Annotated in this window: 24 protein-coding genes; 14 read left to right on the top strand and 10 right to left on the bottom strand. The window is 55.0% G+C overall.

Annotation, left to right across the window (positions count from 1 at the left end):
* Positions 1-30 precede the first annotated feature (30 nt).
* From rpe to trpS, 3 genes are read left to right on the top strand one after another with little or no spacing between them, the layout of a single operon-like run.
* Positions 31-708 (top strand): ribulose-phosphate 3-epimerase, encoded by a 678-nt coding sequence (gene rpe / locus AAIG26_RS15990; protein ID WP_020455536.1) that lies wholly within the window; start codon positions 31-33, stop codon positions 706-708.
* Positions 701-1,459, top strand: coding sequence for a phosphoglycolate phosphatase (gph, locus tag AAIG26_RS15985; RefSeq protein WP_269232174.1), 759 nt, complete (start codon positions 701-703; stop codon positions 1,457-1,459). Before rpe ends, gph begins: the two co-directional genes overlap by 8 nt.
* Positions 1,452-2,456: a tryptophan--tRNA ligase gene (gene trpS, locus AAIG26_RS15980; RefSeq protein ID WP_020455534.1), complete on the top strand. Its 1,005-nt coding sequence runs from the start codon at positions 1,452-1,454 to the stop codon at positions 2,454-2,456. The genes gph and trpS overlap by 8 nt, the downstream gene beginning before the upstream one ends.
* Before the next feature lie 48 nt (positions 2,457-2,504).
* Here the strand turns inward: trpS and cysG are convergent, their stop codons facing one another.
* The 4 genes from cysG to nirB all read right to left on the bottom strand — a co-directional run bounded on the left by cysG (position 2,505) and on the right by nirB (position 7,658).
* The gene (gene cysG, locus AAIG26_RS15975; RefSeq protein WP_343180953.1) at positions 2,505-3,869 is read right to left on the bottom strand and encodes a siroheme synthase CysG; all 1,365 of its coding nucleotides are present in this window, start codon (positions 3,867-3,869) and stop codon (positions 2,505-2,507) included.
* Positions 3,870-3,886: 17 nt separating this feature from the next.
* Entirely contained in the window at positions 3,887-4,696 is an 810-nt protein-coding gene (nirC, locus tag AAIG26_RS15970; protein WP_044489510.1) for a nitrite transporter NirC, read from the bottom strand.
* A 95-nt stretch (positions 4,697-4,791) separates the two neighbouring features.
* On the bottom strand, positions 4,792-5,118 hold the full coding sequence (gene nirD / locus AAIG26_RS15965; RefSeq protein WP_020455530.1) for a nitrite reductase small subunit NirD: 327 nt from the start codon (positions 5,116-5,118) through the stop codon (positions 4,792-4,794).
* Entirely contained in the window at positions 5,115-7,658 is a 2,544-nt protein-coding gene (gene nirB, locus AAIG26_RS15960; protein ID WP_020455529.1) for a nitrite reductase large subunit NirB, read from the bottom strand. The genes nirD and nirB overlap by 4 nt, the downstream gene beginning before the upstream one ends.
* A 240-nt stretch (positions 7,659-7,898) precedes the next feature.
* Here nirB and AAIG26_RS15955 point away from each other — a divergent pair, with 240 nt between their 5' ends.
* The 6 genes from AAIG26_RS15955 to AAIG26_RS15930 all read left to right on the top strand — a co-directional run bounded on the left by AAIG26_RS15955 (position 7,899) and on the right by AAIG26_RS15930 (position 12,687).
* The gene (locus tag AAIG26_RS15955) at positions 7,899-9,200 is read left to right on the top strand and encodes a cytosine deaminase (protein WP_343180952.1); all 1,302 of its coding nucleotides are present in this window, start codon (positions 7,899-7,901) and stop codon (positions 9,198-9,200) included.
* A 143-nt stretch (positions 9,201-9,343) separates the two neighbouring features.
* Positions 9,344-9,916, top strand: coding sequence for a peptidylprolyl isomerase A (gene ppiA, locus AAIG26_RS15950; protein WP_017459864.1), 573 nt, complete (start codon positions 9,344-9,346; stop codon positions 9,914-9,916).
* A 105-nt stretch (positions 9,917-10,021) separates the two neighbouring features.
* Positions 10,022-10,192: a YhfG family protein gene (locus tag AAIG26_RS15945; RefSeq protein ID WP_017459865.1), complete on the top strand. Its 171-nt coding sequence runs from the start codon at positions 10,022-10,024 to the stop codon at positions 10,190-10,192.
* On the top strand, positions 10,182-10,784 hold the full coding sequence (locus tag AAIG26_RS15940; protein WP_020455526.1) for a putative adenosine monophosphate-protein transferase Fic: 603 nt from the start codon (positions 10,182-10,184) through the stop codon (positions 10,782-10,784). Before AAIG26_RS15945 ends, AAIG26_RS15940 begins: the two co-directional genes overlap by 11 nt.
* A 31-nt stretch (positions 10,785-10,815) precedes the next feature.
* Positions 10,816-11,379 (top strand): aminodeoxychorismate synthase component 2, encoded by a 564-nt coding sequence (gene pabA / locus AAIG26_RS15935; protein ID WP_343180951.1) that lies wholly within the window; start codon positions 10,816-10,818, stop codon positions 11,377-11,379.
* Positions 11,380-11,466: 87 nt separating this feature from the next.
* Positions 11,467-12,687, top strand: coding sequence for an aspartate aminotransferase family protein (locus AAIG26_RS15930; protein ID WP_343180950.1), 1,221 nt, complete (start codon positions 11,467-11,469; stop codon positions 12,685-12,687).
* Here AAIG26_RS15930 and AAIG26_RS15925 read toward each other — a convergent pair.
* Positions 12,677-14,755 (bottom strand): YccS/YhfK family putative transporter, encoded by a 2,079-nt coding sequence (locus AAIG26_RS15925; protein ID WP_343180949.1) that lies wholly within the window; start codon positions 14,753-14,755, stop codon positions 12,677-12,679. The two genes, AAIG26_RS15930 and AAIG26_RS15925, sit on opposite strands and share 11 nt — an antisense overlap.
* 46 nt (positions 14,756-14,801) lie before the next feature.
* Complete coding sequence (gene crp, locus AAIG26_RS15920) at positions 14,802-15,434, bottom strand: cAMP-activated global transcriptional regulator CRP (RefSeq protein WP_000242758.1); 633 nt, start codon at positions 15,432-15,434, stop codon at positions 14,802-14,804.
* A 304-nt stretch (positions 15,435-15,738) separates the two neighbouring features.
* Between crp and AAIG26_RS15915 the strand changes: the two genes are divergently transcribed.
* Positions 15,739-16,143 carry an OsmC family protein gene (locus AAIG26_RS15915; RefSeq protein ID WP_020455522.1) on the top strand — a complete coding sequence of 135 codons (405 nt, stop codon included), beginning with the start codon at positions 15,739-15,741 and terminating at the stop codon, positions 16,141-16,143.
* A 42-nt stretch (positions 16,144-16,185) separates the two neighbouring features.
* Here the strand turns inward: AAIG26_RS15915 and AAIG26_RS15910 are convergent, their stop codons facing one another.
* The 4 genes from AAIG26_RS15910 to AAIG26_RS15895 form a co-directional block, all read right to left on the bottom strand.
* Entirely contained in the window at positions 16,186-17,055 is an 870-nt protein-coding gene (locus AAIG26_RS15910) for a phosphoribulokinase (protein ID WP_020455521.1), read from the bottom strand.
* Between the two features lie 54 nt (positions 17,056-17,109).
* Positions 17,110-17,328, bottom strand: coding sequence for a YheU family protein (locus AAIG26_RS15905; RefSeq protein ID WP_017459872.1), 219 nt, complete (start codon positions 17,326-17,328; stop codon positions 17,110-17,112).
* Positions 17,325-18,344 (bottom strand): hydrolase, encoded by a 1,020-nt coding sequence (locus tag AAIG26_RS15900; RefSeq protein ID WP_343180948.1) that lies wholly within the window; start codon positions 18,342-18,344, stop codon positions 17,325-17,327. Before AAIG26_RS15900 ends, AAIG26_RS15905 begins: the two co-directional genes overlap by 4 nt.
* 92 nt (positions 18,345-18,436) lie before the next feature.
* Positions 18,437-19,156 carry an NUDIX domain-containing protein gene (locus tag AAIG26_RS15895; RefSeq protein WP_343180947.1) on the bottom strand — a complete coding sequence of 240 codons (720 nt, stop codon included), beginning with the start codon at positions 19,154-19,156 and terminating at the stop codon, positions 18,437-18,439.
* A gap of 195 nt (positions 19,157-19,351) precedes the next feature.
* Here AAIG26_RS15895 and prs point away from each other — a divergent pair, with 195 nt between their 5' ends.
* The 4 genes from prs to AAIG26_RS15875 all read left to right on the top strand — a co-directional run bounded on the left by prs (position 19,352) and on the right by AAIG26_RS15875 (position 24,437).
* On the top strand, positions 19,352-20,212 hold the full coding sequence (gene prs / locus AAIG26_RS15890) for a ribose-phosphate diphosphokinase (protein ID WP_343180946.1): 861 nt from the start codon (positions 19,352-19,354) through the stop codon (positions 20,210-20,212).
* A 13-nt stretch (positions 20,213-20,225) separates the two neighbouring features.
* Complete coding sequence (locus tag AAIG26_RS15885; RefSeq protein WP_343180945.1) at positions 20,226-21,716, top strand: nicotinate phosphoribosyltransferase; 1,491 nt, start codon at positions 20,226-20,228, stop codon at positions 21,714-21,716.
* 208 nt (positions 21,717-21,924) lie between these two features.
* Entirely contained in the window at positions 21,925-23,580 is a 1,656-nt protein-coding gene (gene mdcA, locus AAIG26_RS15880; protein ID WP_045507892.1) for a malonate decarboxylase subunit alpha, read from the top strand.
* A complete protein-coding gene (locus AAIG26_RS15875) occupies positions 23,580-24,437 on the top strand; it encodes a triphosphoribosyl-dephospho-CoA synthase (RefSeq protein ID WP_343180944.1) in 858 nt (285 codons plus the stop codon). Before mdcA ends, AAIG26_RS15875 begins: the two co-directional genes overlap by 1 nt.
* The last annotated feature ends 2 nt before the right edge of the window (positions 24,438-24,439 follow it).

The following is a 24,439-nucleotide window of genomic DNA, read 5'->3' as shown; positions in this document are numbered from 1 at the left end:
GCCGAACCCTACTTTCTCAAGGAGATGCGGATGAAACAGTATTTGATTGCCCCTTCGATTCTGTCGGCTGATTTTGCACGCCTCGGCGAAGATACCGCCGCCGTACTGGCTGCAGGTGGTGACGTGGTGCATTTCGACGTGATGGATAACCATTACGTGCCGAATTTGACCATTGGCCCGATGGTGCTCAAAGCGCTGCGTAATTATGGCATCACCGCGCCTATTGATGTTCACCTGATGGTGAAACCGGTTGATCGGCTGATCCCGGACTTCGCCGCCGCTGGCGCAAGCATTATCACCTTTCATCCCGAAGCCTCCGAACACGTCGATCGCTCCCTGCAGCTCATCAAAGAACACGGTTGTAAAGCGGGACTGGTGCTTAACCCGGCAACACCGCTCAGCTACCTGGATTACGTGATGGATAAACTGGACGTGATCCTGCTGATGTCGGTAAACCCCGGCTTTGGCGGCCAGTCTTTCATTCCACACACGCTGGATAAGCTGCGTGAAGTGCGTCGTCGCATTGATGCCTCAGGCTTTGACATCCGTCTCGAAGTCGACGGTGGTGTGAAGGTGAGCAATATCGGTGAAATTGCCGCAGCGGGCGCGGATATGTTTGTCGCAGGCTCGGCAATTTTCGATAAACCGGATTACAAACAGGTTATTGATGAAATGCGTAGTGAACTGGCAAAGGTAAGTCATGAATAAAATGCAGTCGATTCAGGGTATTGCTTTTGATCTCGACGGTACGCTGGTGGATAGCGCACCGGGTCTGACCGCTGCTGTTGATAGCGCGCTGTATGCGCTTGAGTTACCGCAGGCGGGCGAAGCGCGCGTGGTGACCTGGATTGGTAACGGCGCGGATGTGTTGATGGAGCGGGCGTTTAACTGGGCTCGCCAGGAGCGCACCAGCCAGCGCGCGGCGCAAGGTAAGCCGGATGTGGGTCACGATATTCCGCAAGAAGAGCAGATACGCATGCTGCGTAAGTTGTTCAACCGATATTACGAAGAGACGGTGGAAGAGGGCAGTTTTCTCTTCCCGGACGTGGCACAAACGCTGGCAGCTCTGCATGCTAAAGGCTTGCCACTGGCGCTGGTGACCAATAAGCCGACGCCGTTCGTGGCACCGCTGCTGGAGGCGCTGGGTATTGCGCAATATTTCACCTTTGTGGTCGGCGGCGATGATGTGGTAAACAAAAAGCCGCACCCGGAACCGTTGCTTCTGGTGTGCAAAAAGCTCAATATTCAACCTCATGAATTGCTCTTCGTCGGTGATTCGCGCAATGACATCCTGGCGGCAAAAGCGGCTGGAAGCGTCTGTGTCGGTATGACTTACGGTTATAACTACGGCGAAGCGATTACCGCCAGTGAGCCGGACTACGTGTTCGATCACTTCAAAGATTTACTGCCCGCACTCGGGCTTTCGCACAGTGAAAATCAGGAAACGAAAAATGACTAAGCCCATCGTCTTTAGTGGCGCACAGCCCTCAGGTGAATTAACCATTGGTAACTATATGGGTGCGCTGCGTCAGTGGGTGAACATGCAGGACGACTATCACTGTATCTACTGCATCGTTGACCAGCACGCGATTACCGTGCGCCAGGATCCGCTAGCGCTGCGTAAGGCGACGCTGGACACGCTGGCTCTTTACCTGGCGTGCGGCATCGATCCGCAAAAAAGCACCATCTTCGTTCAGTCCCATGTGCCGGAGCATGCACAGCTCGGCTGGGCGCTGAACTGCTACACCTATTTCGGTGAACTGAGCCGCATGACCCAGTTCAAAGACAAATCTGCGCGCTATGCGGAAAACATCAACGCCGGTCTGTTTGATTACCCGGTGCTGATGGCGGCAGACATTCTGCTGTATCAAACCAACCAGGTGCCGGTGGGTGAAGACCAGAAACAGCATCTGGAACTGAGCCGCGATATCGCACAGCGTTTTAACGCGATTTATGGCGATATCTTTAAAGTGCCTGAGCCGTTTATTCCAAAATCTGGCGCACGCGTGATGTCGCTGCTGGAGCCGACCAAGAAGATGTCCAAGTCGGACGATAACCGCAACAACGTTATCGGCCTGCTGGAAGATCCGAAATCGGTGGTGAAAAAAATCAAACGCGCGGTGACCGACTCCGACGAGCCGCCGGTGGTTCGCTACGACATCGCCAACAAAGCCGGTGTTTCCAACCTGCTGGATATTCTCTCTGCCGTAACCGGCCAGAGTATTGCCGAGCTGGAACAGCACTTTGAAGGCAAAATGTATGGTCATCTGAAAGGGGAAGTGGCGGATGCCGTTTCCGGCATGCTGACCGAGCTGCAAGAGCGTTATCATCGCTATCGCAATGATGAAGCCTTCCTGCAACAGGTGATGAAAGACGGCGCGGAAAAAGCCAGCGCGCGGGCATCGGAAACCCTGAAGAAAGTCTACGAAGCGATTGGTTTCGTTGCTAAACCGTAATCGTTGGCACCATTAAAAAGGGCAGGTTTACCTGCCCTTTTTCTGTTTTTAAAACCATTTAAGCTTATCGCGCAGTCCCACCACGCGACCAACGATGATCAGCGCCGGGCTTTGCACCTGCTGCGCCAGTTCGCCCAGTTGCGTCAAATCACCACTCACGACTTTCTGTTGTACCGAGGTGCCGTTTTCCACCAGCGCCACCGGCATATCTGTCTGCATTCCATGCTCTATTAATTGCGCCTGAATCGTCGCCGCCTGATTCAGCCCCATATAGAACACCAGCGTTTGCTTTTCCGCAGCCAGATTGGCCCAGTCCAGCTCACCACCGGTTTTCAGGTGCCCCGTCACCAGCCGCACGCTTTGTGCGTAATCTCGGTGGGTTAACGGAATGCCGGAGTAGGCCGAACAGCCGGATGCCGCTGTGATGCCTGGCACCACCGAAAAAGGGATACCCGCGTGGCAGAGCGTTTCCAGCTCTTCGCCGCCGCGACCGAAAATAAACGGGTCGCCGCCTTTGAGCCGGACAACCCGTTTACCGCTTTGCGCTTCGCGCAGCAGGATCTGATTGATCTCCTCCTGCGGTACACAGTGATAGCCCGCGCGTTTGCCAACAAACACCCGGTCAGCGTCGCGGCGCACCAGGTTCATGATCTCATCGGAAACCAGCCGGTCATACACCACCACATCGGCTTGCTGGATCTGCTGCAAACCTTTTAAGGTCAGTAGCCCGGCGTCGCCAGGCCCCGCGCCAACCAGTACCACTTCACCACGATTATCCAGTGGCTCGGCCAGCAGTTGTTCGGTTATTTTTTCCACGGCGTTGGTGTCCTGGTTCGCCAGGGATTGCGCCAGTCGGTCATTGACGAACAATTTTTCCCAGAAGCGGCGACGCTCGCTCATACTGGCGAACTGTTTCTTGACCCGGCTGCGTAGTTTGCCTGCGTAATGGGCGACGTGGCCCAGATGCTGCGGCAACAGCGATTCGAGTTTTTCACGCAGCAGACGCGCCAGCACTGGCGATGTGCCGCCGGAAGAGACTGCCACCATCAACGGCGAGCGGTCAATGATTGACGGCATGATAAAGCTCGCCTGTTTGGGCGCATCGACAACGTTACAGAAGATACGGCGCTGCTCTGCGGCATCGCTGACGCGCTGATTAACCGCTTCGTCATCCGTTGCGGCAATCGCCAGCCAACACGCGTCTAACAGCGTTTCGCTAAATTCGCCTTCAACCAGCGTCAGCATGCCTTCTTCGGCCCAGACGGTGAACTGAGGAACAAACGTGAGCGCGTTAACGGTAAGCCGTGCACCCGCATCCATTAACAGCCGGGCTTTACGTTCTGCGACATCGCCTCCACCGACAAGCAGGCACCGGCGATCGCGTAGCTGGCAAAAAATTGGCAAATGGTCCACGACATTACCTCAACATTTTAGTTATTCGCTGTAGCCTGGCTTGCCACGCGGGTGACCGCAGAAGGACGCTCAGATTTCGGCGTAGCATACCAGTAACCTAACCCCATAAATACCGCACCAGAGAGAGTATTGCCAAGCGTTACCCACAGCAGGTTATGACCGATACCGGAGAGGGTATACGCCTCGCTGTGATGACCAAACCAGGAGAGGGCAAAGAGCGTCATATTGGCGATGGAGTGTTCGTAACCCGAGGCGATAAACGCCAGCAGACACCACCAGATAGCGAGGAATTTTGCTGCGCCTTCGGTACGGATTGCCATCCAGATAGCCAGGCACACCAGCCAGTTACACAGCGCGCCCTTAAAGAACAGCACCGTTGCTGGCGCACTGGTTTTCGCCAGCGCTACCGCATGCACCAGACTCGTATCCACCGGTAACAAACTGCCACCGCCCCAGCTGTACAGCAGCGCGACGAACACTGAGCCGAGCAAATTACCGAGCCAGGTTTGCGGCAAAATAGCCCACATTTGCCCGTGGCTGATGGTGCCCGCTTTGACGCCCAGCGTCAGAAACATGGTGTGACCGGTAAACAATTCAGAACCGGCGATAATCACCAGCGTTAAGGCGATACCGAACGTCGCGCCCATCACCAGCGGGCGCAATGTTGGATCAAGCAGGTTACCAAGGGTAAAAATCAGGATGATGCCGAGGCCAACATAAGCGCCCGCCATGGCAGAGCTTATCCAGAAACCCAGCGGATTTTGTGAAGAGAGGCGAGCGATACGCGCAGCGTTAGCCGCGCACTTATTAATAGTGTCGGTAAACATGATGTTGATTATCCAAAGTTAAAAGAAAATGTTTAAAAGGAAAAAATGAAAACGAAAAAGTGAAACAGCGGGAGCATTGCGCCCCCGCAGGGGTATTACGCTTTAATCTGTACTTCGCCGTCTTTCACGCGCGCATCGAAATGCGCGACAGAGCGGCTTTCATCTTCCATGCATACGCCGTCGCGCAGGCGGAAGCGCTGTTTTTTCAGCGGGCTGGCAACCCATAACTCGCCCTGATGTTCAGCGATAAGGCCGCGAGAGAGCACGCTGGACTCAAAAAACGGGTCGATATTGCTGATGGCATACACTTGATCATCATGGCGCGGGCGGAAAATCGCGACTTGCTGACCTTTCACCAACGCACACACACCGGTCGCCGGGATGATGTCGTCGATTTTGCAGACGGTGTTCCACTGGCTCATGCGTTATCCTCCACTAACACCACCGGAATTCGTTCATACGGGGTTGCCGGGCGATGTTGCTGACGCTCTGGCACTACCTGCACGTTCGGATCGCGGCGGTCGCTGTTGATAAAGTGTTTGAAGCGAAGCTGCGCAGAAGGCGTGTTCACCGTTTCAGTCCATTCGCAGACTACCGCTTCACGCAGGCGGGTCATCTCTTCTTCAAGCTGCGCGTCAAAGCCCAGTTTGTCATCGATAATCACGCTCTTCAGATATTCGATGCCGCCTTCCATGCTGTCGAGCCAGGAGGCGGTACGCGTCAGTTTGTCGGCGGTACGGATGTAGAACATCATAAAGCGGTCAAGATAGTGCAGCAGGGTTTCGCGATCGAGATCCGCCGCCAGCAGATCCGCGTGGCGCGGCTTCATGCCGCCGTTACCGCACACATACAGGTTCCAGCCTTTTTCCGTGGCGATGATCCCCACGTCTTTACCCTGTGCTTCGGCACATTCACGGGTACAGCCAGAAACGCCGAACTTCATTTTGTGCGGGGTACGAATCCCTTTGTAGCGGTTTTCCAGCTCAACGCCGAAGCCCACACTGTCACCCACACCGTAACGGCACCAGGTCGAACCGACACAGGTTTTCGCCATACGTAATGCTTTGGCGTAGGCGTGCCCGGTTTCAAAACCCGCGTTAATCAACTGACGCCAGATTTCCGGCAGGTCGTCTTTTTGCGCGCCAAACAGGCCAATACGCTGAGAACCGGTGATTTTGGTGTAGAGATTGAATTCACGGGCAATACGGCCCACTTCCATCAGCCCTTCCGGGGTGATTTCGCCGCCTGCGGAGCGCGGGATCACGGAATAGGTGCCATCTTTCTGGATGTTGGCGAGGAAGTTGTCGTTGGTATCCTGCAACGGTGTGTGCTGCGGTTTCAGGATGTACTCATTCCAGCAGGAAGCCAGCAGTGAACCGATGGTCGGTTTACACACTTCGCAACCATAACCTTTGCCATATTTTGCCAGCAGTTCGTCGAAGGATTTGATGCCTTCCACGCGGATCAGGTGGTACAGCTCCTGGCGTGAGTAAGCGAAGTGCTCACACAGATTATTGGTTACTTCGATACCCTGTTTCGCCAGTTCGGCGTTCAGCACCTGGGTTACCAGTGGGATACAACCGCCGCAGCCCGTACCGGCTTTGGTTTCTGCTTTCAGTGCCGCAACGGTGTGACAGCCTTTGTTAATCGCGGCAATCAGGTCGCCTTTGGTGACGTCGAAGCAGGAGCAGATCTGCGCGCTGTCCGGCAGCTTATCCACGCCGATAGAGGGTTTACCGCCTGCCGCATGGGCCGGCAGGATCAGCGCATCCGGGTTTTCCGGCAGTTCAATAGCGTTCAGCACCAGTTGCAGCAGGTTGCCGAAATCACTGGTGTCACCCACCAGTACTGCGCCGAGCAGGGTTTTGTTATCCGGGCTGACAATCAGGCGCTTGTAAACTTCTTTGCTTTCGTCGAGATAGACATAGCTGCGTGCGCCTGGCGTACGACCATGCGCGTCGCCGATACCACCAACATCGACGCCGAGCAGTTTCAGTTTGGCGCTGAGGTCTGCACCTTCAAAGGCGTTGGCGGTGCCGAGGATATGATCCACTGCCACCTGCGCCATTTTGTAACCTGGCGCGACCAGACCGTATACGCGGTTGTTCCAGCTGGCGCATTCGCCGATGGCATAGATATTCGGATCCGAGGTCTGGCAGCTATCGTTGATCACGATACCGCCGCGCTGCGCCACTTCCAGGCCGCACTGGGTCGCCAGTTTGTCGCGCGGGCGAATACCGGTGGAGAAGACGATAAAGTCGACTTCCAGTGCGCTACCATCAGCAAAATGCATGGTTTTACGCGCTTCGGTGCCTTCCTGCACAATCTCTTTGGTATTTTTGCTGGTGTGCACGCGCACACCCATGCTTTCAATTTTGCGCTTCAGTTGCTCGCCGCCCATCTGGTCGAGCTGTTCTGCCATCAGCATTGGCGCAAATTCAATGACGTGGGTTTCCACGCCTAAGTTTTTCAGCGCTCCGGCCGCTTCCAGACCGAGCAAACCGCCCCCGACGACCGCGCCGCGGCGGCTGCGACGGGCGCAGGATTCAATGGCGTTCAAATCTTCAATGGTGCGATAAACGAAGCAGTCTTGTGTTTCGGAACCTTTGATCGGCGGGATCCACGGATAGGAACCGGTAGCCATGATCAATTTGTCGTAATAAACCGTGCGTCCGGCGCTGGAGTGGATCACTTTTTCCTGACGGTTGATAGTGATAGCACGCTCGCCGACCAGCACTTTTACGCCGTGTTTCTCGTAAAAGCCTTCGCGAACCAGCGACAGCTCTTCAGCCGTATGGTGGGAAAAATAGGAAGAGAGGTGGACGCGGTCGTAGGCTTTACGCGGCTCCTCACAGAAGACGGTAATATCGAACTGGCTGGCGTCGGCTTTATCGAGGAGATCCTCAATAAAACGGTGACCGACCATGCCGTTACCGATAATAGCGAGTTTGACTTTGCTCATTTTTGCCTCGATTTCTTTTCTACTACCACCTACCTTAACGATTCAGCTACCCGGCTTATTGATGTACATCAAATACACCTTCGCATACCACTTAATGGGTAGATATTTGATTTTTATTGGTTTTTATAAGTCGCGGATATCACTGGTTTTTATGGTTTGCGGAATTTGTGTACAAAAAAAGAGGGTTTTTGCACGCACGTCTGATACAAATTATCGGAGGGAAACAGAGGGAGTCACACTATGTCGGCAGCACCGATTTGGTTAGTTCAGAATGTGCATTTACCCGATCGCGAAGGGTTATGGCAAATCGCGATTGAGAATGGTCGCTTCGGTGAAATCACTCCGATGAATGAAACACACAGCGATAGCCTGGAAGTGCTGAATGCGCACGGTGGGCTGGCGCTACCGCCGTTTGTCGAACCGCATATTCACCTGGATACCACGCAAACTGCCGGAGAGCCGAACTGGAATCAATCCGGCACGCTGTTTGAAGGCATTGAGCGTTGGGCGGAACGCAAAGCGCTGCTGAGCCACCAGGATGTCAAAGCGCGCGCCTGGCAAACATTGAAGTGGCAAATGGCCAACGGCGTGCAGCATGTACGGACCCATGTTGATGTTTCCGATCCCAGCCTGACGGCGCTGAAAGCCATGCTGGAAGTAAAAGTCGAGGTCGCGCCGTGGATTGATCTGCAAATCGTCGCTTTCCCGCAGGAGGGAATTCTTTCCTATCCCAACGGTGCTGCATTGCTGGAAGAGGCGCTCCAGCTTGGCGCGGATGTGGTTGGCGCGATCCCGCACTTTGAATTTACCCGCGAATATGGTGTTGAATCGCTGCACATTGCGTTCGCACTGGCGCAAAAATATGACCGCCCGTTGGATATTCACTGTGATGAAATTGACGACGAGCAGTCGCGCTTTGTCGAAACCGTTGCCGCGCTGGCGCTGAAGATGGGCATGGGCCCGCGCGTCACCGCCAGCCATACCACGGCGATGCACTCTTACAATGGCGCGTATACCTCGAGGCTGTTCCGTTTGTTAAAGCTTTCCGGCATTAACTTTGTCGCTAACCCGCTGGTAAACATTCACTTGCAGGGGCGCTTTGACGATTATCCAAAGCGCCGGGGAATTACGCGGGTGAAAGAGCTCCTGGCAGCGGGAATAAATGTCTGCTTTGGCCATGACGATGTGTTTGATCCCTGGTATCCGCTTGGCACCGGCAATATGTTGCAGGTGCTGCATATGGGGCTGCACGTTTGTCAGTTGATGGGCTACCAGCAAATTAATGATGGGTTGCGTCTTATCACGCATAACAGCGCCAGAACGTTTGGTTTAACGCAATACGGGATTGAAACGGGTAACCCGGCGAACATGGTCATTTTGCCCGTTGAAAGCGGTTTTGATGCGGTGCGCTGCCAGTCGCCGGTACGCTGGTCGATTCGACAAGGGCGGATCATTGCCAGCACGCAACCTGCGCAAAGGTGGATTCAGATGGATAACGGTGGTGAAGCGGTGATTTTTAGCCGTTATCGTTCAGGTATGTAGCCTTCGTGAAGCGGGTTGTGAGCGGTCTGGCGTTACATCTGTTACTAAATACGTAAAATTAAGTAAAAGGCTGGCCTGCTGGCTGACTGCTCTTTAGAATCAAGCCACTCGCTTTCTTTACTGCTCTTCGTTAAGGAAACCTTATGGTTAAATCGACTCTGGCGGCTGTTGCGGCTGTGTTTGCCCTTTCTGCTTTCTCTTCTGCTGCGCTGGCGGCAAAAGGCGATCCTCATGTTCTGCTCACCACTTCCGCCGGTAACATTGAACTGGAGCTGAACAACCAGAAAGCCCCTGTGTCGGTGAAAAACTTCCTTGATTACGTAAATAACGGTTTCTATAACAACACCACGTTTCATCGTGTGATCCCGGGATTTATGGTGCAGGGCGGTGGTTTCAACGAACAAATGCAGCAAAAGCAGCCTAACCCGCCTATTAAAAACGAGGCTGACAATGGCTTGCGTAACACGCGTGGCACCATTTCGATGGCGCGCACTGCCGATAAAGACAGCGCAACCAGCCAGTTCTTTATCAACGTTGCTGACAACGCTTTCCTCGATCATGGCCAGCGCGACTTTGGTTATGCGGTGTTTGGTAAAGTGGTGAAGGGCATGGATGTCGCCGACAAAATTTCCCAGGTACCGACGCACGATGTCGGGCCTTACCAGAATGTTCCGTCAAAACCGGTCGTTATTCTCTCCGCGAAAGTGCTGCCGTAAGTTTCTCCCGCACGGGGTGTTCACCCCGTGCTTCCTGAGCTTCCCTGCGTAACCTGTCATTTCTGCTTATAATTTGGGCACCGACATGTGAAACAGGGAGGCGCTATGGCCAAAAAACTCACCGACCGGCAAAAATCCCGTCTCTGGGAACAGCAGCGCAATGCCAATTTTCAGGCCAGCCGGCGGCTGGAAAATGTCGACAGCGAACTGGTGACGCTAAGTAGCGCGGAAGCCGATGCGCGCCTTGAAGAACTGCGGAGGCACTATGAGCGATAAATTCGGCGACGGGCGCGATCCGTACCTCTATCCTGGCCTGAATGTGATGCGCAATGAGCTGGGGCTTCGCCAGGCGCAGAAACTGGAGCAGGCGGCTTATCAGTTCACCGCCTTACGCGCCGCCACACTCGATCTTGGCCCGATGGTACGCGGTCTTCCTCATTTATGCGCCATTCACCACCATCTTTATCAGGATGTGTTCGACTGGGCCGGACAGATCCGTGAAGTGGATATTTACGAAGGCGATACCCGGTTTTGCCACTTCGAGTATATCGAGAAAGAGGGCAATGCATTGATGCAGCAACTGGAAGATGAAGAGTGGCTGTGCGGGCTGGAAAAAGCAGCGTTTATTGAGCGGCTGGCGCACTACTACTGTGAAATCAATGTGCTGCACCCGTTTCGCCTTGGCAACGGCATCGCTCAGCGCATTTTCTTTGAACAACTTGCGCTGCACGCGGGTTTTTCGCTCGACTGGCGTGGCATCGATCCTGATGAGTGGCGCGAGGCAAACCAGGCAGGCGCAATGGGCGACTTAGCGCCGCTTTGCACCATCTTCAGCAAAGTGGTGAGCGAAGCGGTCGAAAGCGAGTAAACTAGCGCGGTTTCCGACACCAGAGGCCGCTATGATCCTGCTTATCGACAATTACGACTCCTTTACCTGGAACCTGTATCAATATTTTTGTGAACTGGGGGCAAGCGTAGAGGTGCGGCGTAACGATGAGATCGCGCTTGCCGATATTGCTGCGCTGGCACCGGAAAAGATCGTGATTTCGCCCGGTCCCTGTACGCCGGATGAGTCCGGCGTTTCGCTGGCGATTATCCGCCATTACGCGGGGAAATTGCCGCTTCTTGGCGTTTGTCTTGGTCATCAGGCGATTGCGCAGGTCTTTGGCGCGACTATCGTTCGTGCGGCAAAAGTGATGCACGGTAAGACATCGCCTGTCACCCACAACGGCACTGGCGTATTTAGCGGGCTTAATAATCCGTTAACCGTCACCCGTTACCATTCCCTGGTTATCGATCCGCCTACGTTACCGGCATGCTTTGAGATTACCGCCTGGAGCGATAGCGGCGAGATCATGGGCATTCGCCACCTGGAGTGGAATCTGGAAGGGGTGCAATTTCACCCGGAAAGTATCCTGAGCGAGCAGGGACATCAGTTATTGAAAAACTTCCTCGAACGCTGATTTGTGGTTGCCATTAACTGATTTTTTATGCATATTTCGTGATTATATTTTCACAATCAATGCAACGTAAAACTGGATGGGCAAGCCATGGCAACTCAGCAAGACGCGGTAACGCGTGCAAACTTCGATGACGTTATTCTGCCAATTTACGCACCGGCCGAGTTTATCCCGGTAAAGGGTAAAGGCAGCAGGGTGTGGGATCAGCAGGGTAAAGAGTACGTTGATTTTGCAGGTGGAATTGCGGTTACTGCGTTAGGGCACTGCCATCCGGCGCTGGTGGAGACGCTGAAAACGCAGGGCGAAACGCTGTGGCACACCAGCAATGTTTTTACCAACGAGCCTGCTCTGCGCCTGGCGCGTAAACTCATTGACGCCACGTTTGCCGAGCGTGTGGTGTTTATGAACTCCGGCACTGAAGCTAACGAAACAGCATTCAAGCTGGCGCGTTTTTATGCATCTACGCGTCACAGTCCATACAAAACAAAAATCATCGCGTTTCATAATGCCTTCCACGGCCGTTCGCTGTTTACCGTAAGCGTGGGCGGCCAGCCGAAGTATTCCGATGGCTTTGGCCCGAAACCGGCGGACATTATCCATGTGCCGTTTAACGATCTGCACGCGGTGAAAGCAGTGATGGACGATCACACCTGCGCGGTAGTGGTAGAGCCTATTCAGGGCGAAGGCGGCGTTACTGCCGCCACACCGGATTTCCTGAAAGGTTTGCGCGAGCTGTGCGATCAGCACAACGCTCTGCTGGTGTTCGACGAAGTGCAGTGCGGCATGGGCCGCAGCGGAGAGTTGTTTGCTTACATGCACTATGGTGTGACGCCGGATATTCTGACCAGCGCCAAAGCGCTCGGCGGCGGTTTCCCTATCAGCGCGATGCTGACTACACATGAAATTGCCAGTGTCTTCCACGCCGGTTCACACGGCTCTACTTACGGTGGCAACCCGCTGGCCTGCGCCGTCGCAGGAACCGCATTCGACATTATCAACACGGCGGAAGTGCTCAGCGGCGTGAATGAAAAACGTCAGTTTTTCGTTAAACATCTGCAGCAAATTGGCGAGAAGTTTGACCTGTTTAGCGATATTCGTGGCATGGGGCTGCTGATTGGTGCTGAGCTGAATCCGCAATATAAAGGCCGTGCGCGCGACTTCCTCTACGCCGCTGCCGATGCGGGCGTCATGGTGCTGAATGCCGGCCCGGACGTCATGCGTTTTGTGCCTTCGCTGATTATTGACGCGCAGGATATCGAAGAAGGGATGAAGCGCTTCGCGAATGCGGTGGCGAAAGTGGTCAACGGTTAAGGCGGCGGTTTAACCAAATGCCATGATGCGGGCGTTGACGCCATGCTACCGACGAAATGGTGTGCATGGTGTTCAGATGCCCGATAATCCGCTGTAAATGCTGCTCCAGCGTGCTCATTGGCCCGTGCGTTAATGCTTCCGGGGCTTCGAGAATATTCACATCGCCGGATCCTCCCGGCCCGTCATACTCCAGCCGCTGCTGGCAGCGCTGCAGGGCAATTTCGCAGGATTGCAAATAACGTTGCGCCAGCTCCGGCGTCAACATCGTATGTTCACGTGCCAGCGTCGTCATCGCATTAATATGCTCAACGATAAACTGGCTGTGCGTTACCCACAGTTTCATATCTTCCAGATAACGCGTATTGAAGCCCGGTTCCTGCATCGCCTGGTTTAGTGAATTAAACAGGGCGTTATGCGCCTGGTTTACGCGCATGCGCTGCCAGGCAAGCGGAGTGGGCTGCGGGTTATCGCTTAAGATCAGGCGAATCGCTTCCTGATCTGTTTCCAGCGCATCGTGCGCATTCTGGCGCAGCAAGCCACTTTGCCACTGCGGCCACAGCCAGACCATGCCACCGAAAGCAATCAGACAACCAATCAACGTGTCGATAAGGCGAGCGACAATAAACTCCTCACCATTTAGCGTCAGCAGCTGCAAGGTGTAGACGGCGGTAATGGTAAAACCCACCATTGCCCAGCCGTAGCTTTTCCGAATAATGAGATAACTGACCAGCGTAATCATCAGCATCGCGGCCAGCGTAAAACCGAGTGGAACATGAAAGTGCAGCGTCGCCCCGGCAATCACCAGCCCCGCAATGGTGCCCGCCGCCCGGTGGACAATGCGAACGCGCGTTGCGCCATAACCGTTTTGCGTGACAAACATCACCGTCATCATGATCCAGTAGGGTTTCGGTAAATGCAGGGCGCTGCCCATCAGGCTGGCGATACTGAGCATGACGCTGATTCGTGCGGCATTACGCAGCGCCGCAGATTTCAGTGATAAATAGCTTTTCAGCGCCGGGAAAAGGGGCAGACGACGCTGCTTTTCCGCCATCAGATCGCGGGCATAGAGAGGGCGCTGAGTGCGCAAGACGCGCGCGATACGGCTAAAATGCCAGGCGCAGAACTGCCCGACCGGGTTATCCGGGTGCTGGCGGGCGATTTTTTCCAGCGCGCCAATCTGCTTATCCATGTTGAAGCGCGTGGGATAGCGGTGATAGAGAATGTCGTCTGCCAGCACGCGCAGGCGAGCGGCGACGGTTTGCGCGTTCCAGCGGATCACCTGTTCGGCGTGGGTTTGTTCCACCAGTTTTTGCACTTCTTCCGGCTGGTGCAAACTCACCGAAATGTGCTCTTGCAAATCAATCCCTACCTGGAAAACCCGCAGTAGCCGTTTGTAATCGTTATGTTTATTGGCAGCCAGCATATGCAGTTGTTGATAGCACTGGCTTATCATATCCACCGCTTTTTGCTGGCGGGCAAGCAAAGGTGGCAGCGCTTTTTCCGGGTCGGCATGCTGCGTCAGCAGGCTGTATTTCGCCTCGCAGTAATCCGCCAGTTGCCGGTAGAGCAGGCTGAGCGATTCGCGCAGCGGTTGCTCGCGCCACATCCAGAACCAGAACCAGTTGAACAATCCGTACCACAGCGTGCCCAGCGCATAGATAAGTATCGGCTCCCATACCGGCATGTTACCGGCGAGGCTGAGCGTAAAGATGGCGGCAATGAGCGAAGCCGGGAGCAGGCGACCGTGCAGCGCACTGATTTCGGCGGTTACGCCTAAAACCAGCGTCAGCCCGGTGAGGATCAGCGGCAATGGAAGATCTTTCGCCAGCAATAGCTGCACCGCCAGGCTGCTGCCTGCAAACAGCGTTCCGCCAATGATCAGGCGTTTGAAAAAACGTTTATGTGGCGTATCAAGCCCGGCAATGTTGCAGCAGGCGGGAACGAGGGAAAACAGCAGACCTTGTTGCAGATGACCAGTAACCAGACCAATGGCCACAGGTAAACATAACACCAGCGTTTGTCGCAGTGCGTAGTTGATTTCGGGGTGATAAATCAGCCTGCGCCACATGAGGGAAGAAAAACGACGCAGCGCGTAAGCTGCGCCGTTTTACAGATTAACGCGTTCCGTATACGACGATGGTTTTACCGTGGGCGGAGATCAGGTTCTGATCTTCGAGCATTTTGAGAATGCGGCCCACTGTTTCACGGGAACAACCGACGATCTGACCAATTTCCTGGCGAGTAATTTTAATTTGCATGCCGTCCGGATGGGTCATTGCATCTGGCTGTTTCGCCAGGTTTAACAGCGTTTGCGCGATACGGCCGGTTACATCCAGGAAGGCGAGGTTACCCACTTTTTCTGAAGTGACCTGCAGGCGACGCGCCATTTGCGAGGAAAGACGCATCAGGATATCCGGGTTAACCTGGATTAACTGACGGAATTTTTTGTACGAGATTTCAGCCACTTCACAAGCAGTTTTAGCGCGTACCCATGCACTGCGCTCCTGACCCTCTTCGAACAGGCCCAGTTCACCGATAAAATCTCCCTGGTTCAGGTAGGAGAGGATCATCTCTTTACCCTCTTCGTCCTTGATCAGCACTGCCACTGAGCCTTTAACGATGTAGTACAGCGTTTCCGCTTTTTCACCCTGGTGAATCAGCGTGCTCTTCGACGGGTACTTATGAATGTGGCAATGAGACAAGAACCATTCAAGCGTCGGGTCTGTTTGTGGTTTGCCAAGCACCATGCGCGATTATCCTCTGTTATAAGCTGTCTCAGACACAGGATGAGCCCCTACGTCTGGGGTTGCAATCTAAGCTTCCCGCATCCAGGGAAGTGGACCGTCAGCGTCATCTGCGGTCTCTAAAGTATGATGTCATGCATACATGCGTAACATCCATTTATCTCTGTAGCATCCAGAGTGTTTTAGCATAGCTTTTACCGCCTGTCTCCTGGTGTCTCGCTTCAGCATGACGCAGGTCGCCTTCCGTTGCGAGTTTTGTTATGTACGCGTAATCTGTAAAGAAAATTGCCACTCCGGAGTGAAGAAAATGCAGGCACGTGTGAAATGGGTTGAAGGGTTAACGTTCATCGGTGAGTCCGCATCGGGCCACCAAATCCTGATGGACGGCAACTCCGGCGACAAAGCGCCAAGCCCGATGGAAATGGTGCTGATGGCGGCGGGCGGATGCAGCGCCATTGATGTGGTTTCTATTTTACAAAAAGGGCGTCATGACGTGACTGACTGCGAAGTGAAGCTGACCTCAGAGCGCCGTGAAGAAGCGCCGCGCCTGTTTACCCACATCAATTTGCACTTTATCGTCACCGGTAAAGATCTGAAGGATGCTGCGGTTTCCCGCGCGGTGGATTTATCCGCGGAGAAGTATTGCTCCGTGGCCTTGATGCTCGAAAAAGCGGTGAACATTACCCACTCTTACGAAGTTATCGAAGCCTGATGCGAAAAGCCCGGTAAGCAGCACATCACCGGGCTATCTGCATTATTTGATCTTTTTGCCTTCCATCAGCCGTTGCACCAGCGGCGTCATAATCAGCTCCATCGCCAGCCCCATTTTTCCGCCAGGCACCACCAGCGTATCCATATGCGAGATAAACGAGCCTTGCAGCATTGCCAGCAACCACGGGTAATCAATCCCTTCCAGATTGCGGAAATGGATCACCACAAAACTCTCGTCCAGTGAGGGAATGCCTTTCGCGGCAAACGGATTGGACGTATCCACCGTTGGCACGCGCTGGAAGTTAATGTGCGTACGGGAAAACTGCGGCGTAATAAAATTGATGTAATCCTCCATCGAACGCACGACAGAATCCATTACCGCTTCCCGCGAATGCCCGCGCTCGCTGGTATCGCGGACAAGTTTTTGAATCCATTCCAGATTGACGATCGGCACCACGCCCACCAGCAAATCCACATGACGCGCGACATCGTTTTGCGGCGTCACCACGCCGCCGTGCAGACCTTCATAAAACAGCACATCGGTCGGCTCCGGCAGCGGTTGCCACGGCGTAAACGTGCCCGGTACCTGGTTCCAGGGAACGGCTTCATCGTAGGTATGCAGGTATTTGCGCGCCTGGCCTTTGCCGGTTTGGCCATATTCGATAAACGTCTGTTCCAGCAGGCCAAAATCATTGGCTTCCGGGCCAAAATAGCTGATATGCCGCCCAAGATCGCGGGCCTTACGGATAGCCATATCCATTTCCGGGCGGGTATAGCGATGGAAGCTGTCCCCTTCCACTTCTGCCGCGTGCATATTGAGCTGGGCGAAGATCTTACGAAAGGCGAGGCTGGTGGTGGTGGTTCCCGCGCCGCTGGAGCCTGTAACGGCGATAACCGGATGTTTGGCGGACATAGCAACTCCCTGAATAAACGATTATTTCAGTATAGCCAGCCGCCATGTACCTGTTCAGTCGTGGAACTGCCCGCGCGGCATTATATTGACCGTCTCGTGCAGTTCCGACCACACCAGTACGGCTTCGCCGCGTTGCAGCTGCCGTTTAACGTCGGCGACCTTTTGCTCAAGTGAACGCTCATGTTCACCATAATCAGTGCCTTCGCGCAAGACAAAGCTCTCAATCAGATTGTCCAGCGTCTGCGCATCAATCTCTTGCCAGGGAATAATCATCGTCTTTCCAGGTAAGCGGATAACCAATCCGGAATACGCTTTTCCAGCCACATTTCCGGGTGGCGCAAGGTTCCGCCAACAAACCCGACATGGCCGCCGTGTTCCGTCAGTTGGTATTCAATATTCGCCGGCAAATGTCCGGCATCCGGGATCACATTGTGATCCATAAACGGGTCATCTTTCGCGTGGATAATCAGCGTCGGTTTACGAATATCCGGCAAAACCGGCATCGCGCTACAGCGGCGATAGTAATCCAGCGCGTCGGCAAAACCGTGGATTTTCGCGGTGATCAGATCGTCGAACTCGCGAATACGGCGCAGCTTACGCAGCGCCGGCAAGGTGGTTGGCAGCGAACCAGGATAAGCGCGTAATTTGCGCGCGGCGTTCGCTTTCAGCAAATTCAACAAATAGCGCTGATAAACACGGGAAAATCCCTTATCCATATGATAACTACAGGCTTCCAGCACCAACGGAGCAGAGACAATCACCGCTGCATCGACGGGCAAGTCATCATCGGCTTTTGCCAGCAAACAACCGAGCATGTTCCCGCCGAGCGAATAACCCACCGCTGCGGTTGGCGCGGGCCCGAATTCCTGATGTAACCAGTGCAAGAACCAGGTGCCATCTTCGGTTTCGCCCGAGTGATAAATGCGGTTCAGACGATTTGGGATGCCGCTACAGCCGCGAAAATGCATGACCACGCCAAGCCAGCCGCGCTGTTTCGCCGCATGCACCAGTCCATGCGCATATGGGCTGTGCAGGCTGCCCTCCAGTCCATGGAAAACCACCAGCCGCGGTTTATGTTTCGCCTGATTCGGCTCTTCGCTCCAGGCCAAATCAACAAAGTCACCATCCGGCAGCTCAAGGCGCTGCCACCAGGGTTCAAACTGGAGGCGGCGTCGAATCAGCCGTGGCAGCATGGTCTGCAAATGCGGGTTACGCACGCCGCGCATCGGGCGAAAGTCATGCGTATCATCTGCAATTTCCGAAAGTTGTGAAGGTGTGATTTCAGCCATAACACAGAAAAAAATAGAGTAGGTATGGGACAACTATAACCGCGCAAGGGCATTCCGTTTGTTCATTTTACGGGACTTAGCACGATCGGGCATTAATCTGTTAGCAAATTCCGCGAAAACAGATGGATGTCGACGCCAGGTTTGCGCCGCCATAAACGCGCTTTACGCGCGCCGGTCGCCACGCTTTCGCCGGTCTCTTCAAACATGCCGGAGGCTTCAAAGCGGCGAATCAAACTTTTACGCTGAATCGGCTGACCAAGGATTATCTCCGTCGCTTCCTGCAATTGCGCCTGGGTAAAGCTCTCTGGCAAACAGTAAACCGGCAGTAACGAATACATGGTTTTCTGCCGCAGCCGGTGCAGCGCCGCCTGAATAATTGCCCGATGATCAAAAGCCAGCTCAATGGTATCCAGCTCACTCACCGGCACCCATTTCGCATCGCTAACGCTTGCGATATGCGGCGCGCAGGAGACCCACGAAATCAGCGCAAACCAGGCAATGGTCAGGCTCCAGCCGCGCGGGTCGCGCTGCGGGCCGGAAAAGGTATCCAGCTGTTCCAGCCACGATGGGGAAACGCCAGTTTTTTCCGTCAGTTTGCGCAGCGCCGTGGCGCGCGTGGAATCATCCTGCGCCATATCGATAAACCCGCCGGGTAATCCCCAGCGCCCTTGCTGCGGCTGGCTGGCTCGCTGAACCAATAACACGCAAAGCACCTGCTGATGCAGCGTAAACAGCACGCTATCCACCGTCACCAGCGGTGAGGGGAAACGTCTGGCATCATACGTTTTCAGATACTCTGCTTCACTGATCATCGCTTACTCGCTCCTTTTTACACGCCACAAGTTTATCAGCCTGCCCTGGTGCGGCAAGTTAACTTTTATCTGATTAATTTTCAAAGAGTTAACTATTTAATTTATGAATACATAAAAAAACGCTTGCCTAATAAGTGTCTTATGGACAATATTAAAAGTGTCCAAGGGACATTAATTATTGCGTCGAGGTGAAAGATGGCGAGCAGAATCGAATTATTCATTGATAACGAGCAGGTTGCACTGAGCCATGGCGTCTTTCCGGACGGGGCCGTCTGGCTCAAAGTGACCGGTAAACTTCCTTCATTCGGCCAACAGATGCGGGTGCGTGTTGCGGCGATGCGCGATATGAACGACTTTATGCTGCTGGCACAACTGGTGGACGCTGTTCGTCACGCCACCGATATCGCCGTGAGCCATCTGGAACTGGCGTGGTTGCCATGGGCGCGTCAGGACAGGCATATGATGCCCGGCGACAGTTTCGCGCTGAAAGTGTTCGCCAACTTCCTCAACACACTCAATTTCAACAAAGTTTTTATACTTGACCCGCACAGCGACGCCGCTGCCGCAGCCATCACTAACTGCGTAGTCATTGCGCAGGAAAGCTGCTTAATGCAGAGCGAAACCCTGCATCGCGCCATTGGCAAAGGCGAGCTGATGCTGGTCGCGCCGGATGCCGGTGCGCTGAAGAAAATCCATAACGTGGCAAAAGCCAGTGGCGCGCAAGAGTACGCCATCCTCACTAAAGAGCGTGATGTCGCCACCGGAAACCTGACCGGCTTTGCGTTGGTGGCTGGTGATGTGGCGGGAAAAGATGTGCTGATTGTTGACGACCTTTGCGATGCAGGCGGCACATTTATTGGTTCAGCCCAGGTGCTACGCGATGCCGGTGCCCGCAGTGTTAGCCTGTATGTCACGCACGGTGTCTTTTCCAAAGGGGTTGAGAACCTGCTCAATAACGGTATCGACGCGATTTACACCACCACATCCTTCACCTCGCCTGCGCTTGCGGATCCGCGAGTTGAACTGATCGACATTGACGCTATTTTTCGCGCCTGAGGGAGACAACATCATGAATATCAATCCGATTCTGGCTATCGACGGTTACAAAGTTTCACACCGCGTGCAGTACCCGCAGGGGACAACGCAGGTTTACTCCAATTTCACGCCGCGCAGCGACCGCTTTTTCCAGTCGCCGGTAGCCGACGGCAAGCTGGTGTTCTTTGGTCTGCAGGGTTTCCTGAAGTGGTTTATGGTCGATCTGTTCAACGACGGCTTTTTTGCCCGCCCGGAAGAGGAAGTCGTTAACGAATACAAGCAGGTGATGGATAACTATCTCGGCAGGGACGCCGTGGCGGTCGATCACATTCGCGCGCTGCACCGTTTGGGCTATCTGCCGCTGCACATTAAATCGCTGGATGAAGGCAGCAAAGTGCCGATGAAAGTGCCGGTTCTGACCATTACCAATACCCGCGAGGAGTTTTTCTGGCTGGTGAACTACCTGGAAACGGTGCTTTCCGCCGAGCTGTGGAAAACCTCCACCAATGCCACCATTGCGCACCACTACCGGAAAATTTGCGAACAATGGGCGGCAAAGACCTGCACGGATTTGTCGCACCTAGATTTCCAGTGCCACGACTTCTCGTTTCGCGGCATGGCTGGCCTGCACGATACGGCGCAGGCGGGCGCGGGGCATTTACTGAGTTTTAAAGGCACCGACAGCATTCCCTCACTGCTGTATGCCCGCGATCACTATACCGATGGAGATGCGTATTTTATTGGCGCCAGCATTCCGGCGACCGAGCACAGCGTGATGTGCATGGGCGAACACGACCACGAAATCGAAACGTTCCGCCGTCTGATTGCCGACATCTACCCGCAGGGATTTGTCTCTATCGTCTCCGATACCTGGGACTACTGGCGCGTATTGACGGAATATACCCGCGAACTGAAACAGATCATTCTGGGTCGTGACGGGCGCGTGGTGTTCCGTCCGGACAGCGGTGATCCGGTAGAGATCCTTTGTGGTACAGGCGCGGATGATGACACGCGGGCAGAACGTAGCCCGGAGGAGAAAGGCTCGGTCGAAGTGCTGTGGGAAATCTTTGGCGGCACGGTCAATGAGAAGGGCTACAAAGTGCTGGATCCGCATGTCGGCCTGATTTACGGCGACTCCATTACCCTGGCGCGCGCCAATGAGATCCTGCGTCGTCTGGAAGCCAAAGGCTTCGCCAGCTCTAACGTGGTGTTCGGCGTCGGCTCGTTTACCTATCAGTACAACACCCGTGACACGTTTGGTTTTGCGATGAAAGCGACCTGGGGTGCGGTCAACGGTGAAGGGCGGATGATCTTCAAAGAGCCGAAAACCGATAACGGCCTGAAACGTTCGGCGCGCGGGTTATTGCGCGTGGAGCGCGATGCGCAAGGCGAACTGCAACTGCACGATGAGCAGAGCTGGGAGCAGGAAAAAGGCGGGGAGCTGAAAACCCGCTTCCTCGACGGCAAGCTCTACCAGACCGAACATTTTGAACAGATTCGCCAGCGCCTGGCGAACCAGCGTTAATCCTCAGCTGGCGGTACGCTCGTACCGCCAGCGCCATAAGCCTTTCTTTCGATGTCGAAATTGACGCACATCACAATTACTTTCCTTTGATTATTACTCTCAGGCTAATGATTTAATCGCCTCCTTAATTGATGACTTTCTCATCACGGCGCACACTGAGTTCAGTGTTAAGCAAGTCAAAATGATGAGCTGAATCAGGAGGTTAATAATGTTATCTGGGCAAACGCCAGCACAGGTATGGAACACGCGGCGCAGCGAGAAACAGCGCCGCCTGGCGTCCATTCCCGTGCAGGGCAAGGTACTGCCGACCGGCGACCTTGTCGCCATGCTGGAAAAGCTGATTGCACCGGGCGACCGTGTGGTGCTGGAAGGGAACAACCAAAAACAGGCGGATTTCCTCTCGCGAACACTTGCCGAAGTCAATCCGCAGAAAGTCCACGACCTGCATATGATTATGCCGAGCGTCGGGCGCAGCGAACATCTGGATATTTTTGAAAAGGGCATTGCCCGCAAGCTGGATTTCTCCTTCTCCGGCACCCAGAGTTTGCGCATCTCGCAACTGCTGGAAGATGGCCTGCTGGAAATCGGCGCGATCCATACTTACATCGAACTTTACTCCCGCCTGTACGTTGATCTGTGCCCGAATGTGGCGCTGATTGCCGGTTATAAAGCGGACCGCAAAGGCAACCTTTACACCGGCCCAAGTACGGAAGATACCCCGGCGCTGGTGGAAGCCGCCGCCTTCCGCGACGGCATCGTTATCGCCCAGGTCAATGAGTTGGTAGATGACGAATGTGACCTGCCGCGTGTTGATATCCCCGGTTCCTGGATCGACTACGTAGTGGTCGCCGACAAACCGTTCTTTATCGAGCCGCTGTTTACCCGCGACCCGCGCCTCATCAAGCAAGAACACATTCTGATGGCGATGATGGCGATCAAAGGCATCTACGCCGAGCATCAGGTGCAGTCGCTCAACCACGGTATCGGCTTTAACACCGCGGCGATTGAATTGCTGCTGCCGACCTACGGTGAGCAGCTCGGCCTGAAAGGCAAAATCTGCAAACACTGGACGCTGAACCCGCACCCGACGCTGATCCCGGCGATTGAAAGCGGCTGGGTGGAAAGTGTGCACTGCTTCGGCGGCGAGTTGGGGATGGAAGAGTACATCCGTGCCCGCCCGGACGTGTTCTTCACCGGTTCCGACGGCTCCATGCGTTCCAACCGCGCGTTCTGCCAGTTAGCGGGTCAGTACGCGGTCGATATGTTTATCGGCTCGACGTTACAAGTCGATGGCCTGGCAAACTCCTCGACCGTGACGCGCGGTCGTCTCTCAGGCTTTGGTGGTGCGCCAAATATGGGCCATGACCCGCACGGTCGCCGCCACGCAACACCGGCCTGGCTGAACATGATCACCGAACCTGACCCGATGCAGCGCGGTAAAAAACTGGTGGTGCAGATGGTGGAAACCTTCCAGGCCGGTGCGAAACCCACATTCGTGGAAAAACTCGACGCCGTGGACGTGGCGAAAACCTCCGGCATGCCGCTGGCTCCGGTAATGATTTATGGCGATGACGTGACGCACGTGCTGACCGAAGAGGGGATTGCTTACCTCTATCGCGCTGAAAGCCTTGAAGAGCGCCGGGCGATGGTCGCGGCGGTGGCGGGGATCACCGATATCGGTCTGGGCGTTGACGCCAAACGTGTCGCCCAGCTTCGCCAGAGCGGCAAAGTGGTCTACCCGGAAGATATGGGCATTCGCCGCACTGACGCCACCCGTTCACTGCTGGCTGCCAGCAGCGTAGCGGATCTGGTGGAGTGGTCCGGCGGGCTGTACAACCCACCTGCGAAATTCCGGAGCTGGTAATGAAACTTCTGCCACGGATTGACGCTGAAGGCGGTGCCGAATGGTTGGCGCGAACCGCCACACTGTGTCTGATTGACGAAGCACGATTAAGCCCGAAGCCCGGTCTGGTGGACAGCCGGGGGAACGGCGCGCATCACGATTTAACGCTCGAACTGATGGAGCGTTCCGCGCATAGCCTGACCCCCACGTTTCAGGCGCTGGCGCAACAAAGCTGGCGGCGGCCAGCGGATGTGGCGCTCAGACAAACCATTGGGCGATTAGGTCGGGAAGGTGAGCAGCAGATGATGGCGGCCACCGGTGGCGTGAATACTCATCGCGGCGCGATCTGGGCATTGGGGCTGCTGGTGAGCGCGGTCGCCATGTTGGGCGGTAGCGCACCAGCACAGGCGATTGCCGCCACGGCCGCGAAGCTGGCGCAACTGCCGGATGACGCAGCGCCGAAGCTCTTCAGTAAAGGGCTGCGCGCCACGCACCGTTACCGGGTGCCGGGCGCACGTGAGGAGGCGCAACAAGGCTTTCCGCACATCATCAAGCTGGCGCTACCGCAGTTACAGCGCAGCCGCCAGCGCGGCAGCAACGAAGCGCAGGCCAGGCTTGATGCGCTGATGGCCATCATGACCTCGCTCAGCGATACCTGCGTGCTTTCCCGCGCGGGTCTGGAGGGGCTGGATGCGATGCGCCAGGGCGCGAGCGCGGTGCTGCAAGCCGGGGGCGTTGCGTCGAAGGCCGGTCAGCAAGCGTTAGCCGAACTGGATGCGCGGATGCTGGCGCTGAACGCGTCGCCGGGCGGCGCGGCAGATTTACTCGCGGCGACACTGTTTCTCGATCGCATGACCACGCCTTATTTAGCGAATTAAGA

The sequence above is a fragment of the Kosakonia sp. PSU_27 genome, from assembly GCF_039409795.1.
In the GTDB taxonomy this organism is placed as follows: Bacteria; Pseudomonadota; Gammaproteobacteria; order Enterobacterales; family Enterobacteriaceae; genus Kosakonia.
Note: the sequence above shows the minus strand (reverse complement) of the source record. Positions and strands in the feature narration are given on the sequence as shown.